Here is a 15,171-nt window from a genome sequence, read left to right as displayed (position 1 = left end):
ATCATGCTGACCACCTTACGCATCGAAAACTTTGCAATTGTACAATCATTGGAGCTTGATTTCGCCAGGGGAATGACTGCCTTTACCGGAGAAACCGGCGCGGGTAAATCCATTATGATTGATGCCCTGATGTTAGCTCTCGGTGAGCGTGCCGACTCCTCCGTAGTGAGGCCGGGCGCTGAACGCTGCGACATTACTGCCGTTTTTGACTGCAGCGGATCAAAAGATACCGCGCTTTGGCTTAAAAACCATGAGATTGATTCGGATGGCGAGCTGGTTTTGCGACGCCTGCTTTATGCCGAAGGCCGTTCAAAGTCCTATATTAATGGCAATCAATTCCCATTACAGAAAATAAAAGAGCTCAGTGAAATGCTGGTCCATATTCACGGTCAGCATCAGCATCAGACCCTCATGCAGCACGCCACCCACCGCCAGCATCTGGATCATTATGCCAACCACCCCGAGCTTCTGCAGAATGTGCAGCTCCATTACAAGCAGTGTCAAAAAATAAAGCAGGAACTCGAGCAATTACAAAAACTCGACAATCAGCAGGACCGGATTGATTTACTACAGTTTCAAATTGAAGAGCTGGATAATCTGGAGCTTAAAGCAGGCGAAACCGACAGTCTGCATGCTGAACATCAGCATTTGCATCATGCCAGGGATTATTTACTGAGCGGCAATCAGCTTCTGCAGATGCTCGATGGCGATGAAAGTCTTAATATAAGTCAGGCTTTGCATCAAGGCTTACAGCTTCTAGCTGATTTGCCATCTCAGCATCCCGCTATCCAGAATGCGCTCGAGCTGTTGCAAACCGCCACGATTCAATGCGAAGAGGCACTGTCTGAAATTAAACAGTTTGTCGAATCGGTGCAACTGGATCCGGAACGCCTGCAAGAGGTTGAATCACGCTTGGGCGCAATTCATCAGGCTGCCCGTAAATACCATGTCGAGCCAGAGCAGCTTGTCGCTCACGCAGAAAAGCTGAAAGAAGACATTAGAAAGTTAAATGATGCCGAGCAAAGAACGGCCGAACTTGAAACACAATATCAGATTCACTTGCAGGCCTATCAGAAAGCGGCTGCTTTACTAAGCGAATCGCGCAAAAAGCATGCTGCACAGCTCGCCAAAGAAATTACCAATATTATTCAGAAATTAGGGATGCCCAAGGGATTCATCAGCATGGAGCTCAGCGCTCTTGAAAAAATGCAGTCTCATGGCCTCGATAAAGTGGAATATAAGGTTTGCACCAATCCGGGGATGACCCCTGATGCCCTGAACAAGATTGCTTCTGGTGGAGAATTATCGCGAATCAGCCTTGCGATTCAGATGATTACAGCTCAACGCGGCGCCACCCCTACTTTATTATTTGATGAGGTGGATGTCGGCATTGGCGGTTCAACAGCCGCATTGGTAGGACAACTGCTTCGCCAATTAGGAGAGCGCCTGCAGGTATTTTGTGTGACCCATCAGCCACAGGTCGCCGCTTCAGCGCATCATCACTTCATGGTGCAGAAACACAGTGATGCACATCATACCTACTCGAGCATTCTCCCGCTCAATGAGTTAGAAAAAGTGAATGAAATAGCTCGTATGTTAGGCGGAATCACTATTACGGAGCAAACACGCTCGCATGCTCGTGAATTACTGACACAACACTCCTGAGCAAAGCGAATAGAAAAGGATTTTCTATGAAACAGTTTATTTCACTGATTGAACGTTTACGATTTCTCTTTTTGTTTTTTGTGCTGATTGCATTCTGCCTGGCAAAAACAATCCATGCGATTTACGCCGATTCTGCTGAAGGCCTGGCCAACCTGTTCTTCTTTTTACTGATCGTCTCCAGTCTGTTTGTCATTGGAAATCGCTCCCTCAAACTGCTGGCGGTATTGACGACAACCGCCGCCATAGAAATTCTGCTGGTTCTAATTGATTATCCCCGGCTAAATACCATCCGCTCTTCCTTTGCTGCAATCTATTTTATGCTGATGTTCGCAGGTTGCCTGCGATATACTTTTCATGATAAATCCATCAATATAACTACTTTATTCGGTTCTTTATGTGCCTACCTTTTTATCGGTTTAAGTTATGCCTATATTTATCTGATGCTTTGCAGCCTAAATCCCGGGGCTTTTTCAAACCTGGGCATGAATGAAGAAAACCTGGCGATTTATTATTCTTTCGTTACCTTAACCACTATAGGCTATGGCGATATTTTACCGCTTAGCCCTTTCGCTCAGACACTCTCATGGTTTGAGTCCTTTACCGGGCAGGCCTATCTGGCGATAGTGATTGGGCAGTTGGTAGGCCGCTACGTAGCGGACCGTCTGAGTTCACAGGAACATTAAAAAATGCGGTTGCTCCATAACTGGCAACCCGCTAAACTTGCGCCAGAAAATTCGCCTCCCTTCGGGTGAATAGAAATCGACTGGAATTTGCTTAATGAATCAGGAAACACGCCACAGGATATTTAAAATCTTTCAATCCTTAAATCCACATCCGACCACGGAATTGATTTACCATTCGCCCTTTGAGTTGTTAATCGCTGTTTTGCTTTCAGCGCAAGCTACTGATGTCAGCGTCAACAAGGCGACTGCCAGGCTATTCGCCGTCGCCAATACACCTGAGTCCATTTTAGAGCTTGGAGAAGAGCGGCTTAAAGACTACATCAAAACAATAGGACTTTTTAATACCAAGGCGAAACATGTCATCGCGACCTGTGAGACTCTGGTTACTCAATATCGAGGGGAAGTACCTGCTGAGCGTGCCGCCCTGGAGAAACTGCCCGGTGTAGGGCGAAAAACAGCCAATGTAATCCTCAATACCGCCTTTGGTCAGCCCACAATGGCAGTTGATACACACATTTTTCGTGTGGCTAATCGCACCGGAATTGCACCGGGCAAAACTCCATTAGCAGTTGAAAATGCTTTATTAAAGCGTGTCGACAAGGAATTTATTCATGACGCGCATCACTGGCTTATTCTGCATGGACGCTATATCTGCCAGGCGAGAAAACCGCGTTGCCCACTATGCCCTATTCGACAATACTGCGAATATTCCGATAAAACGACTGAATCCGATTTTAACTAAAATCAACCACATAATAAGCAGTTGACCGCATTCAGGGGATATTAAACAAAAATGAACGTCTTGCTCTGGTTATTTGCAGATTTTCCCCATAGAATGAAATTTCGTGAGGCTTCATCAAACTCTCATACCATGTCATCTCGAACGCAGTGAGAGATCTCTGAATGCTGGCACAAACCAAGATTTGGGAGATCTCTCACTGCGTTCGAGATGACGGCGTGTCTGTGGGTAAGGACACAGCTTGATGAACACTCTCGAAATTTCGGACTATTGCAGGAGAGCATTATGGGATGGATGGCCAGCGTTCAAAATTTGGGAACTACGGTTCAGAATTGGGGAAAAAGTCTGAACAATGCGCTAACGTCGTTGAGTAATAATAGCACATTGACAACCGTTGCAAAGGGATTGGGTAATTCAGCACATAAAGTCGTTTCCTATGGGTTCAAACAAATGGCGGTCGCTCCTGATCTCGCATACAACCTCACAAATTCCTCAGTACGTTCCGTATACAAAAATATGGCCTATATCCTGGGCCGTGATGTTGCTCCCCTGGTTGCGGCAAGTTTTATCACTAAATTAGCAGTCGAGCAATTGCGAGCCTTATACACTGAGGACGAAGAGCAGCTGGTTAGTGTCAATACCGGCCTGACCCTCCTTATTGGTGGTCTCTATGTGCTGGGTTTTTTGTATCGTGCAAAAAAAAATGTCGAAACGACAACCCATATGTTAATGCACATTTCGGATGCCTCAAAAAAGTTTTCGGAGGCAGGAAATGTATTAAATGGCGCTTCATTTAGAGTTATGGCTCCCCCAGCTCCAGGGGCGGCGCCAATTCCAATGACCATTTGCCAACAGCAGAAATGTGGTTTCATGGAAAAATTCAAGGGCTCTATTGAAAACAGTATCACCTACTGGGCAACCCGCGGTCTGATCTGGGGGATTAGTTTTATTCCCTATGTAGGAGAGATGGTTTCTACCGTCTTATTAATTCTTTATGATGGCCAGTTTATTCTGGCGATGGCAATGCCTGAGCATTGCAACCGGCATATTACTGCCTATCTTGAGGAGAATTGGGAGCTGGCGGCCTCACTGGGAATAGGGTCGCGCGGAGTGGCCTTTGCCTTTGTTGAAGGGATTTTTTATTTAACCGGGATACCCCGCGAACACTATCAGGATGTGATGCTGAAATTTGCGGTGTTGATGCAGATTGCCACTGCGACGCATATGAATCTTCCTCCTCCTGTCGATGAAACCTCACGCTATGTGGTTGACCCGCTATTACTTTTCGGCCGAGGCGTTTCTTTTGTTGATGGATTAATCATGGAAGGAGCCAAGAAAAAAATCCCCGAAATGTTAAAACAGCAGAAATCCACCTTTAATTGGGAGAGGGCAGGAGAGATCGTGCAAAGCTGCTGGAGCCATCCCTATCTGCAAAAGGTAATCCCCTGGGTAGCACCCTCTATGTTCGTCAGTAAGACCAGTTTTACCAATGACCCTCTGATTAAGGCGGACTGGATAGCGTTTAGGAAAGGCAGCCCAGCAGTGACGAAGGCTATCATCAAGACCTCAAAAAACCTGGCAGTTTGGGCTGCTTCAAGTGAGCCAGATATCTCAGCAAAAGCCTTGCAGAAAATTAAGGGAATGCCTCCTTTTGTGACCAAAATAGCGATGGCTTCATTGTATAATCCATCTATTATGGAGCTTGTCTATCGTGCCCACTTTAGCTTCTCAGCTATACCTCCGGGAGAAGAAAGACCAGAGATTCATCTCAATGGGAGTAAATTAAGGGAGATTGAATCCTCTACCAAACAAGATAAAAAAGACGAAACCACTTTAAAAGAAGTCGCAGCGCTGCCTGCACCACCGACCGCAGATCTTAAGTCACAAGAGCCTGTTGACGTAAAGGCTACCCAGCTAAAAGATTCTTCGATAGAAGTTTCAGCGAAAGCCTTGCGATCACGAGGCAAGTTCTCTGCTACGGCCCGAACCGAAGATCTAAGACCTCTCTCATCCTCCGACCCCAGAAATGCAGCCGAGCGCGATAATCTTAAAGCAGTTTCTTTTTCTTGAAGAAATAAAGCATGGCCACAGCTAAAAAGGCCATGCCGCATAAGACCGTGGGATAGGCATAACGCCATTTCAGTTCAGGCATATAGTCAAAATTCATTCCATATACGCCTACAATAAAGGTCAGTGGAATGAAAATACTGGCAAACAAAGTCAGTATTTTCATGGTTTCATTCATACGATTATTGAGCGTTGACAAATAAATCTCCAGCATGTTATTCGTCATTTCACGCTGCAAATCAATTGCTTCCAAAAGCCGCAAACAGTGATCATGCAGATCGCGAAAATACATATGATACTCAGCATTAATTAATTTCCCCTTACTGGAAATTAATAAATGGACAATATCTCGAAGAGGAGCGATGATTTTACGAAGCAGCATAATACGGCGCTTGATGACATAAAGATTCTGCAAGGAAATAGTTTGTGGATTATCAATCAGCCTGTCTTCAATCGCAGTAAGTGATTGTTCAATTCCCTCCACATAATCAAAGAAATTATCCACCACCTGGTCCATCAAAAGATAAGCCAGATAATCAACAACCTGATCGCGGATTAAGGAGTTTTCCATTGCCAGGCGTTTGTACAGGGAAACCAGCTCTTCATCGTCACTCTCTCTAAAAGTGATCAGCAGATTTTCCTTGATGATAATACTGAATTGCTCGCTTTCTTCGCATTCCTGCTCTTTAGGCTTATCCATCATACGAAAGACAATGAATAAACCCTCATTGATGACATCCACTTTCGGCCGTTGATGAGTATTCATGATATCTTCAACAATCAGAGGATGAACACCGAATACATTACAGCAGTGATTAATTTGTTCAACATTCTGCAAGCCGAAAATATCAATCCAGACGGTTTTCTTCTCGGCAAGCGCTGCCTCTACAAGCTCCTGGTCAAAGCCCTCGTGGCATTGATAATTGAATTCATCATAAATGTGTATGAACGCGCGTGTAGGTTTGGGCGGATTTTCACCCACATACACCGCTGAGCCCGGCATCATGCCTCGTTTTGCGGAGGATTGCTTTCTGAAATGAACCATTCGTAATTCCCTGTGCAGAATATTGTACGAGTTTAAATGATGAAAGGGTTTATTGGCAATTTAACCGCTTATCAAAGGCAGCCACATCACTTCTTCCCATTCCCTGATCCCCAGTGTCCGACTTTCCCAATCTCAATAACTTGCAAAAATAATTAGTATAGTGTTATATTGCCGGGCACTTATTGGCACGGATGTGGACAATGAGTGCTCTAAACGATTTGAATTAGGGCGGTTGGCTCATGTCTTTTCCAATACAGCAACAGTCACGCAATTGCTTAATGCTGACAGTTTCCATGCTCACTTGTCTGATGCTGCTTATTAATGTGTCATTCAAGATTATTAATTTTGAGAGCATGTTAATCACCTCCAGCAGCGTGCTATGCCCGCTGGTCGCCTGTTTTTATCTGGCCATTTTAAGTAAATGCAGCTTTGTGCAGCAACGTCATGCGCTCAATCAATCCTTGCTGACACTGTATCTCTTTTCTATAGGCATTTATATCCTCGTTAATCTGCCTGCCGCTGAGTATATGCGCGACAGCACGGCCTATCAGATCGTATTTGAGGACATTCCCAGGAAATTTTTTGCCTCCACCATTGCATTTGCGGTCAGCTTTTATTTACCTCATCTATACTGTTGTGCGCGGCGTCCGGCAATACTCATTTCCCCCAAAAAACGCTTATTGCTTGTTTTATTCGGCGGTATTTCCTTTTTCTCATTTGATTTTCTTCTTTTATTCGCTGACCCGCATGTTGAAAGCTTTGGCCGTATGTTTTTCGACTCGCTGCTCATTTCAGCGACTATTCTGCTTATTGCAGCGATTTTTTATTTAATAATGCACCTGACTGCCAAACCTGCTTCTACCGATGTTCCTAAGGAATCATTTTATTTTATTTCGCCCTGGTATCACTATCTGGTCAGCTTCGCTGTCACCGTTACATTAATTTCTCTATCCTGTGAATACCGCATTGTTTCATTTGGAAATGACTGGACTCTGACTGCCAGCGGCATTGTGTTTCCTTTGGTTATAATGGCCAGTAATTTGATCGGCGAGCTTTATGGCTATAAAGCCAATCTGCTGCTGGCCTTATTTATTATCCTGGCTGAGTTGGTATTTGACGGCTTGTTAATGCTGGTGACCGTGCTCCCTTCACCTGATTTTTTTGATTTGACTCCCTTTTATTCCTTCACCATGCCAAGACGCATCCCAGCGACCATACTGACCTTGTTAATAAGCCTGGCAGGAAACAGTTTTCTTCTTGAAAAGCTGAAGCAGACCGGTTACGGCAGCAATCGGGGCTTACGTCTGCTGGTAGCCAATCTCATTGTTAATTCCTTGTTATGCCTGATAAACTACAGTTTGTTATTCGGCGGAATGTATCCCTTTGAGCAAGTATTTAATCTGGCCACCAATGCCTGGGTGTTAAAATTTATTCTCACCTTAATTGGCGTTCCTTTCGTGCTATGGATTTATGAACTGCTCAATTCGCAGATTGTGAGACGCAGGGATTCGAGCCTGCCTACTGCTTATTAATATCTTATAATCTGCCCTTAAAGTCCTCTCTCCCTCAGGGAGAGAGTTAGAGAGAGGGTTAAAATCAACCCTCACCCCAGCCCTCTCCCAAACTTGGGAGAGGGGATTTCTCTTAAATAGAATTTAAGAAGGGGTGATTTTATTCCATTCATCTTTTCTTAGGCCTCTTCCAACCATAAACCGTTTTTTGCCGATTTTCACTTAAGGTTAGTTCATCCGCAGGCACACTTTTACGAATCGTACTGCCGGCGCCCACTGTCGCATTGCGTCCGACGGTCACCGGGGCGACTAATTGCGTATCCGAACCAATAAAAGCGCCGTCTTCAATGACTGTCTGATGTTTATTAGCACCGTCATAATTGCAAGTGATAGTACCTGCTCCAATATTCACATCCCTGCCAATCCGCGCATCACCCAGATAGCTTAAATGGCTGGCTTTGGAATGCTCATCAAATACAACATTCTTGGTTTCTACAAAATTACCAATTTTGCAAAAGCTGGCAAGCTCTGTTCCTGGTCTCAGACGGGCAAAAGGACCGATATGGCATTCGGCACCCAGTTCGCTCTTCTCAATCACACTATTAGGCAAAATCTCCGAACCTGCACCAATATGGCTATCCCGAATCACACAGTTAGGGCCAATGCGACAGCCGTCACCCAAACTCACTTTACCAATAAACACACAGTTGACATCAATAGACACATCCTTGCCACAAGTTAATTCGCCCCTAATGTCGATACGGCTTGCATCAGCAATCGATACCCCCGCCAGGAGGAGTTTCTCAGCCTGTCGCTGCTGCCATATTCTTTCCAGCTGCTGTAACTGCAATGGCGTGTTAACGCCCTGAATCTCGACCGGATCTCGGGCAGTAATGGATTGAACCATTTGTTCTTCCTGTACTGCCAAAGCAATAATATCGGTTAAATAATACTCTCCCTGCGCATTATTACTATTCAGCATAGGCAACCAGCGCTTCAGATCCCCGGCGTTGGCACAGCAAATGCCGCTGTATATTTCCCTGATCTGCCGCTGCTGCTCACTGGCGTCTTTTTCCTCTACGATGCCGTAGATAGCGGTATTCTCATCGCGCAAAATACGCCCTAATCCAAAAGGATTATCGAGATTGGCCAGCAAAAGACTGAGTTGGTTAAAGCTGCCTGATTGCCGGATTAAATGCCCCAGCGTTTCAGAGCTTATTAAAGGAACATCCGCAGAAAGAATTAAAACCCGGGCTTCTTCGGGAATAAACGGCAGGGCCTGCATCACCGCATGACCGGTACCTAACTGCTTTTCCTGCAGAACCCAGTTCACCTCCAGTGACGACAAAGCCTCTCGAACATGAGTTCCTCCATTGCCATAAATAATATGTACCGCTTCAGGCTTAAGGCTTTGTGCAGCCTCAACCACCCACGACAACATGGGTTTGCCAGCCAGCTTATGGAGCACTTTGGGCGTAGTGGAATACATCCGCTTACCCAGGCCGGCCGCCAAAATAATAACGTGTAAGGACATCTATCAATTCTCCTGTTAAAACAAGCGCTTTTAGTGTTTAGGGCGGTTTTGAATTAAACACTCTGCATCCGTATTGCTAATCCTAAAATTACTGATATGATAAAAAATTGCAACTAAAAGGAGTAGTGCAATGACAATATTTTTAAAGATCATGCAGGATTATATCAAAGAACAAATGCATTTGTATGATGCGGACTCCAGGAATAAATGGGCTCCCACTGCTGAGCGTGCAAAATTGGCAGAAGATAAAAGAACAATAGCGGATACCTTAAGCAATTTGATTTGTGCTATTGGCAACGATGAAGTTAAATTACAAAGCAAAGAAACAATACCTGAAGAACAAGAAGACGCTCCATCTTTTCAAGAAAAAGAACCTGTTAATTCAGATATCAACAATGATGAAATCTTTCTAGCCAAAATTTTAAAAATACTTGAGGATAAACAAATCGAGGCGAATGAAGAGGCTCGCCTGAAGAATATTGGTCCTGGCGACTTTAATAAGTTAGTTGTCAATATAAAAGAATTGGCAAGCGCTTATCTGAGAAAATTGAAAAAGCTGGGATTAAACAACATCCCTACCGATCAGCCCAAAGACCCACAACAGATATTTAATTATTTTATGGCCGATTATTTGTTCAAAAACACCCAGGAAGAAAGCAAAAATCCAAGCTTTTTACAAACCTGTGCATCCTTCTTCTTCTCCGATAAAGTTAATAATCTGCAAATTGCTGCGGCAAAAGAAAAACTGGTGGGTATCGCAGTAAATAATCTTTTTATCATGCTAGGAAGACCAGGTGTGGATAAGATGAAAGATAACCCTGCAGGCAGAAAAATCGCAGTGAGTCTGCAATTAACCGCTCTGGAGAGTGGCAATGTGCAGGTAATTAAAGAAAATGGCTTGGGCCTTGATCTCCCTATTCATTATGTTGCTCCTTTGGGAACGGTCGGTACCGATAAAAACATAGGGGTCTCAGAAGCCTATCTGAAAGAATGTATTAACAAAGCCAGAGAAGCAATGGGTATAGCCATCCCAAACCCAGCACCGACGGAAAGCTCAACATACCAACCATCCTGATTGCTTACAAAACGTATTGCGTATTCCCGGCCAGAATCTGGCCGGAACCCACTAGTAGCAATTGCTTAGTTCACCACATAGATTTTTCTCTACTGCCAGTTTGATGTCGGCCACTGGCAGGTTTTTACTGAGCAGATAAAGCAATTTACAATGTGCGGCCTCCGGCGTCATATCATGACCGCTGATTAAACCGGCATCTTTCAGAGTATGACCGGTGGCGTACTGATTCATTTCCACATAGCCCTGCTGGCACTGGGTGCAGTTAATAATAATGACATCGCGCCTGCAGGCTTCTTCCAGCATCTGCAAAAATCGGGCATCGTTATTTTGCGCATTACCAGCCCCATAAGTTTCCAGAACCAGACCACGCAGAGGCTGTTGCAGAAGAGCCTGCAGGACATCGGTTGAGAAGCCTGGGAACAGTCTGAAGTTGGCGATAAAATGCGGGCTGATGGTTTGCAGATGAAACTTTTTCTTAACCGGAGGGAGAATTAAATCCTGATTAATTTTTATGTCAATTCCAACACTGGCAAGCGGTGGAAAGTTTGGAGAAGCAAAGGCCTCAAAATGCTGAGCCGAAATCTTCTGACTGCGATTGCCTCTGAGCAAGCGCTGGTTGAAATAAATACAAACTTCTGTGACAGGCTGATGTGCACATAGCCATAAGGAGGTCAGGATATTATCATAAGCGTCATTCCTCACTTCCGACAAAGGAATTTGCGAGCCGGTGAGAATCACGGGTTTGCCCAGATTCTCAAGCATGAATGACAGGGCTGAAGCCGTATAGGCCATCGTATCGGTTCCATGAAAAATAACAAAGCCATCAAATTGTTCATAATGGGAAGCAATATCGCAGGCAATCTGATTCCAGTCGTTAAGAGTCATGTTGGAAGAATCAAGCAAGGGAGAATATTCTTTGATCTGGTATTCAGGCATACTCGGATGCGAGAGCGCAGTCATTTGTTGCAAAGCCTGCTCCACATACCCCTCGGCCGGTTCATAACCATGATTGGTTTTGACACTGCTGATGGTACCACCCGTATTGAGGATAAGAACTCGCTTTTTCATTACCAGCCTTGTTCGTAAAGTTCAAAAATCTGCAAAACAGCTATTATTTTAGTGTTGGAACCAAGTTAAATACAGTTTTATTTGCTCGGCTCGAAACTTTGTGAAAAAATCAGGGCATTAAGAGTTTAGTGTAAGTAGTTAGTCATGGTAATTGATCGTGCCGGGTACCGGCTGAATGTCGGTATCATTCTGGTGAACGACTCCGGCCGGGTTTTTTGGGGAAGGCGCCACGGGCATGATGCCTGGCAATTTCCGCAGGGCGGATTGGCTGCAGGCGAAACCTCTCTGGAAGCGATGTATCGCGAACTGAAAGAAGAAATAGGTCTGGATCGGGATGATATTGAGGTATTGGGTGTTACCAAACGCTGGTTGAAGTATCGCTTGCCGAAGCAATATCTGCGGCATGGCAGCGATCCGCTGGTGATTGGGCAAAAACAAAAATGGTATCTTTTGCGCCTGGTAACGAGTGAGCAAAAGCTTAGGCTGGATCTTAGTGACTCCCCTGAATTTGACAGCTGGCGCTGGATTGATTATCACGAACCGCAGGAACAGGTAATTTTTTTTAAACGGCAGGTATATGCCCAGGCAATGAAAGAGCTTGAGCATTTGTTAAGAAAACGACGCACGCCCTATGGCATTCGACGAAAGCGAGGTAACCAAAGTCGATAAATGTTAAAAATACTCAAGCGAATAGTTCAGGATGTAACGACTGCCAGCCATTTAAACGATGCATTGTCCATTCTCGTCCAGCGCGTACGCAAAGCGGTCAGCGCGGATGCGGTATCCGTATTTCTGATTGATAACAAACATGCCGAATATGTACTTGTAGCTACAGACGGCCTCAATAAAATGGCAGAGTATCGGGTTCGCGTGGCGCTTGATCGCGGCATTATCGGTCTGGTGGGACGACGGGAAGAACCTATCAATCTTGAGGATGCCCCTAGCCATCCCGATTTTCATCAGAATCCCCTGATTGGCGAAGAACATTTAAAAGCGTTTCTGGGTGTGCCGATTATCCAGCATCGCAAATTGTACGGCGTACTGACCGTTCAACAAGCGGAAAAGCGTTGTTTTGATGATGCCGAAGAAGCCTTTCTTATCACCCTGGCAGCGCAGCTTGGCGGCATTATCGCCCAGGCTGAGGCCACTGGCGAGCTGGTGCAAATCACTCAGCCCAAGCTCACCGGCGCAAAAAAACCGGAAACTGTTCAGACAGCTCTCACCGGTGTAGGCAGTGTTCCGGGAGTGGGTATTGGCACCGCGGTTGTGGTTTATCCGCCGGCGGATATTGATGCGGTGCCCAGGCATAATGTGGATGACATTGAACAAGAGGTAACCACCTTTTTTGATGCCCTGCAAATTGCCCGCCAGGATATGCAAAGACTAAGCAAACGAATGAAACATACGGTTGCTGAAGAAGAGCATGCATTATTCGATGTTTATATCCGTATTCTGGACAAAGACAGTTTAGGTACTGAAGTAGAAGATGTTATTCGTTCCGAAAAATTAAGCGCGCAAGCTGCACTTTCCAGTGTTATCAAAAAGCATGTTCAGCAGTTTGAAAGTATGGAAGATGATTATTTACGAGAGCGGGCCAGCGATTTTCGCGATCTTGGCCGTCGGGTTTTGGCAGAATTGCAGCGCACCCAGCGGGAGGAAATAGTTTATCCAAAGCGAACCATTCTGGTAGGTGAGGAAATCACCGCCTCGGCTCTGGCAGAGGTTCCAGAGGGGCATTTAGCGGGAGTGGTTTCGGCAAAAGGAGCCAACAACTCGCATGTGGCCATTCTGGCGCGCGCACTGGGCGTGCCTACTGTCATGGGGGTACGCGGTTTAAAAACTGAATACCTGATGGAACGTGCAGTCATTGTGGATGGTTTTTTAGGCCATGTTTACATTTCACCCAATCGCACTGTGCTCGCTGAATTTAAGAAACTGGCCCAGGAAGAACACGAGCTGAATCAGACCTTAATCAGCCTTCGTGACAAGCCGGCAGAAACTCTGGATAGCTATAAGGTATCCCTGCAGGTCAATACCGGGCTTGCGATGGATGCCGGTTTGTCAATGAGCGTTGGTGCGGAAGGGGTTGGCTTGTATCGCTCCGAAGTTCCATTCATGAGCCGCGATCGCTTTCCCTCTGAAGATGAACAATACATTATTTATCGACAAATTCTCAAAGCATTCGCCCCGCGCTTTGTCACCATGCGCACTTTGGATATTGGCGGGGATAAAATACTACCCTATTTCCCGGTAGAAGAGGATAACCCCTATCTTGGATGGCGAGGAATCCGCGTCACGCTTGATCACCCTGACGTGTTTCTGATGCAGATTAGAGCGATGATTCGCGCCAGCGAAGATCTGAATAATCTGCGGATAATGCTGCCGATGGTTACTACATTAAGTGAAGTCGAAGAAACTTCCCTGCTCATTGAACAGGCTTATCACGAGTTACTGGAAGAGGGCTGCCGTATTGAAAAACCCAGACTCGGAGTTATGATAGAAGTACCTGCGGCCGTATATCTTGCCAGAGAACTGGCGAAACGCGTGGATTTTCTATCGGTTGGCAGCAATGATCTGACTCAGTATCTGCTGGCAGTTGATCGCAATAATGCCCGGGTAGCGGGACTTTACGAATCCTTTCATCCAGCCATGCTAAGGACATTAATGCGCGTCGTCGAAGGCGGTCATGCCGCCGGTGTTGAGGTCAGTATCTGCGGCGAAATGGCCAGCGACCCTCTGGCGGTCATGTTATTGCTGGCAATGGGATTTGACACCTTAAGCATGAACTCCACCAGCCTGCCGCGAGTAAAATGGATTATCCGTAATGTGTCTTTAGCCAGCTGCCGTAAAATGCTGGCAGACGTGCTGGAAATGGAGCATCCGGCAGAAATTAAGCTCTATTTGCAAACGGCACTGGAAAATGAAGGCCTGGGCGGGTTAATCCGAGCAGGCAAGACGTGACTGGTGGTTTATTACTGAATGCTCTGTCTTATTGCCTGACGGGTCTCTTTGCCGGTTTAATGGCGGGGTTATTAGGCATTGGCGGCGGTATTATTGTCGTACCGGCATTGTTTTTCCTTTTTGAACAAAATCCGTCAATCAGCAATGATCTGGCGCCTCATCTGGCAGTTGGCAGTTCATTGGCAGTGATGATTTTTAGTTCTTTAGCGGCAATTTGGGCTCATCATCAACGTGCCAATGTATCGTGGTCTGTTTTTAACCATATCTGGCCAGGCCTGGTCAGTGGTGTTATTCTGGCTGCGGTTATTGCAAGAATATTGCCGGCGGACTGGCTGAAAGCCTTTCTCGGAGTTTTTCTCCTTGGCGCAGCAATACGCATGCGCTCGGGATTACCCTCCAGACCAGAGGGCAGCTTTCCGGCCGCCTGGATCAATCACAGTTTCAGCTTCTTTACCGGGCTTATTTCAGGTTTGTTGGGGATTGGCGGCGGTCTGATGATTGTTCCTTATCTGGCTTATTGTGGTGTTAATATAAAAAAAATCGCCGGAATATCCGCCCTTTGCACCCTGGCTGTGGGTGCAATTGGCTGTCTCGCTTTCACTATATCAGGTTTAACTGATAGAGAGCTGCCTTATGGCGCCTATGGCTATGTGTATTGGCCAGCGGTAATTCCTATCGCGATAAGCAGCATTTTATTTGCGCCAGTAGGCGTAAGTTTAAATTATCGCTTGCCGGTAAGACGTCTGAATATTATTTTTATTATCATGCTGGTGGTGACCGCTGTTAATTTACTTTGGGACTTTGTTTAAACCGATAATTGAGG

General features: G+C 45.7%; 12 protein-coding genes. 9 read left to right on the top strand and 3 right to left on the bottom strand.

The window, feature by feature from the left end; translation table 11 throughout:
- The first annotated feature begins 3 nt into the window (after positions 1-3).
- The 4 genes from recN to E1O89_RS07025 all read left to right on the top strand — a co-directional run bounded on the left by recN (position 4) and on the right by E1O89_RS07025 (position 5,157).
- Complete coding sequence (gene recN / locus E1O89_RS07040) at positions 4-1,665, top strand: DNA repair protein RecN (RefSeq protein WP_133139546.1); 1,662 nt, start codon at positions 4-6, stop codon at positions 1,663-1,665.
- A gap of 26 nt (positions 1,666-1,691) precedes the next feature.
- Complete coding sequence (locus E1O89_RS07035; RefSeq protein ID WP_133139545.1) at positions 1,692-2,348, top strand: potassium channel family protein; 657 nt, start codon at positions 1,692-1,694, stop codon at positions 2,346-2,348.
- Positions 2,349-2,442: 94 nt separating this feature from the next.
- Entirely contained in the window at positions 2,443-3,090 is a 648-nt protein-coding gene (nth, locus tag E1O89_RS07030; protein WP_133139544.1) for an endonuclease III, read from the top strand.
- Between the two features lie 282 nt (positions 3,091-3,372).
- Positions 3,373-5,157 (top strand): hypothetical protein, encoded by a 1,785-nt coding sequence (locus E1O89_RS07025; RefSeq protein WP_133139543.1) that lies wholly within the window; start codon positions 3,373-3,375, stop codon positions 5,155-5,157.
- Here the strand turns inward: E1O89_RS07025 and corA are convergent.
- Complete coding sequence (gene corA, locus E1O89_RS07020) at positions 5,135-6,199, bottom strand: magnesium/cobalt transporter CorA (protein WP_133139542.1); 1,065 nt, start codon at positions 6,197-6,199, stop codon at positions 5,135-5,137. The genes E1O89_RS07025 and corA overlap by 23 nt on opposite strands.
- A gap of 239 nt (positions 6,200-6,438) precedes the next feature.
- Between corA and E1O89_RS07015 the strand changes: the two genes are divergently transcribed.
- Positions 6,439-7,731 carry a VUT family protein gene (locus tag E1O89_RS07015; RefSeq protein WP_133139541.1) on the top strand — a complete coding sequence of 431 codons (1,293 nt, stop codon included), beginning with the start codon at positions 6,439-6,441 and terminating at the stop codon, positions 7,729-7,731.
- Positions 7,732-7,879: 148 nt separating this feature from the next.
- Here E1O89_RS07015 and glmU read toward each other — a convergent pair whose 3' ends face one another.
- Positions 7,880-9,244, bottom strand: a complete 1,365-nt coding sequence (glmU, locus tag E1O89_RS07010) for a bifunctional UDP-N-acetylglucosamine diphosphorylase/glucosamine-1-phosphate N-acetyltransferase GlmU (RefSeq protein ID WP_112218879.1) — start codon at positions 9,242-9,244, stop codon at positions 7,880-7,882.
- Between the two features lie 130 nt (positions 9,245-9,374).
- On the opposite strand from glmU, the gene E1O89_RS07005 reads away from it, so the two are divergent.
- Complete coding sequence (locus tag E1O89_RS07005) at positions 9,375-10,319, top strand: hypothetical protein (RefSeq protein WP_133139540.1); 945 nt, start codon at positions 9,375-9,377, stop codon at positions 10,317-10,319.
- Between the two features lie 51 nt (positions 10,320-10,370).
- Here the strand turns inward: E1O89_RS07005 and ansA are convergent, their stop codons facing one another.
- Positions 10,371-11,387 carry an asparaginase gene (ansA, locus tag E1O89_RS07000; RefSeq protein ID WP_133139539.1) on the bottom strand — a complete coding sequence of 339 codons (1,017 nt, stop codon included), beginning with the start codon at positions 11,385-11,387 and terminating at the stop codon, positions 10,371-10,373.
- A 144-nt stretch (positions 11,388-11,531) separates the two neighbouring features.
- Here ansA and E1O89_RS06995 point away from each other — a divergent pair, with 144 nt between their 5' ends.
- Genes E1O89_RS06995 through E1O89_RS06985 form a run of 3 tightly spaced genes read left to right on the top strand, consistent with a single transcriptional unit; the run spans position 11,532 to position 15,157 of the window.
- Positions 11,532-12,056 carry an RNA pyrophosphohydrolase gene (locus E1O89_RS06995; RefSeq protein ID WP_058506848.1) on the top strand — a complete coding sequence of 175 codons (525 nt, stop codon included), beginning with the start codon at positions 11,532-11,534 and terminating at the stop codon, positions 12,054-12,056.
- Entirely contained in the window at positions 12,057-14,348 is a 2,292-nt protein-coding gene (gene ptsP, locus E1O89_RS06990) for a phosphoenolpyruvate--protein phosphotransferase (RefSeq protein ID WP_133139538.1), read from the top strand.
- Positions 14,345-15,157 (top strand): sulfite exporter TauE/SafE family protein, encoded by an 813-nt coding sequence (locus E1O89_RS06985; protein WP_262337450.1) that lies wholly within the window; start codon positions 14,345-14,347, stop codon positions 15,155-15,157. Before ptsP ends, E1O89_RS06985 begins: the two co-directional genes overlap by 4 nt.
- The last annotated feature ends 14 nt before the right edge of the window (positions 15,158-15,171 follow it).

It is taken from the genome of Legionella genomosp. 1 (genome assembly GCF_900640215.1).
In the GTDB taxonomy this organism is placed as follows: domain Bacteria; phylum Pseudomonadota; class Gammaproteobacteria; order Legionellales; family Legionellaceae; genus Legionella_C; species Legionella_C quinlivanii_A.
This window is presented reverse-complemented; position numbering and strand designations above follow the sequence as displayed.

Bases quoted from the DNA above. Each gene is read 5' to 3' on its own strand.
- corA (WP_133139542.1), bottom strand. From the start codon at position 6,199: ATGGTTCATTTCAGAAAGCAATCCTCCGCAAAACGAGGCATGATGCCG.
- E1O89_RS07005 (WP_133139540.1), top strand. From the start codon at position 9,375: ATGACAATATTTTTAAAGATCATGCAGGATTATATCAAAGAACAAATG.
- glmU (WP_112218879.1), bottom strand. From the start codon at position 9,244: ATGTCCTTACACGTTATTATTTTGGCGGCCGGCCTGGGTAAGCGGATG.
- E1O89_RS06995 (WP_058506848.1), top strand. From the start codon at position 11,532: ATGGTAATTGATCGTGCCGGGTACCGGCTGAATGTCGGTATCATTCTG.
- E1O89_RS07015 (WP_133139541.1), top strand. From the start codon at position 6,439: ATGTCTTTTCCAATACAGCAACAGTCACGCAATTGCTTAATGCTGACA.
- nth (WP_133139544.1), top strand. From the start codon at position 2,443: ATGAATCAGGAAACACGCCACAGGATATTTAAAATCTTTCAATCCTTA.
- ptsP (WP_133139538.1), top strand. From the start codon at position 12,057: ATGTTAAAAATACTCAAGCGAATAGTTCAGGATGTAACGACTGCCAGC.
- E1O89_RS07035 (WP_133139545.1), top strand. From the start codon at position 1,692: ATGAAACAGTTTATTTCACTGATTGAACGTTTACGATTTCTCTTTTTG.
- ansA (WP_133139539.1), bottom strand. From the start codon at position 11,387: ATGAAAAAGCGAGTTCTTATCCTCAATACGGGTGGTACCATCAGCAGT.
- E1O89_RS07025 (WP_133139543.1), top strand. From the start codon at position 3,373: ATGGGATGGATGGCCAGCGTTCAAAATTTGGGAACTACGGTTCAGAAT.
- recN (WP_133139546.1), top strand. From the start codon at position 4: ATGCTGACCACCTTACGCATCGAAAACTTTGCAATTGTACAATCATTG.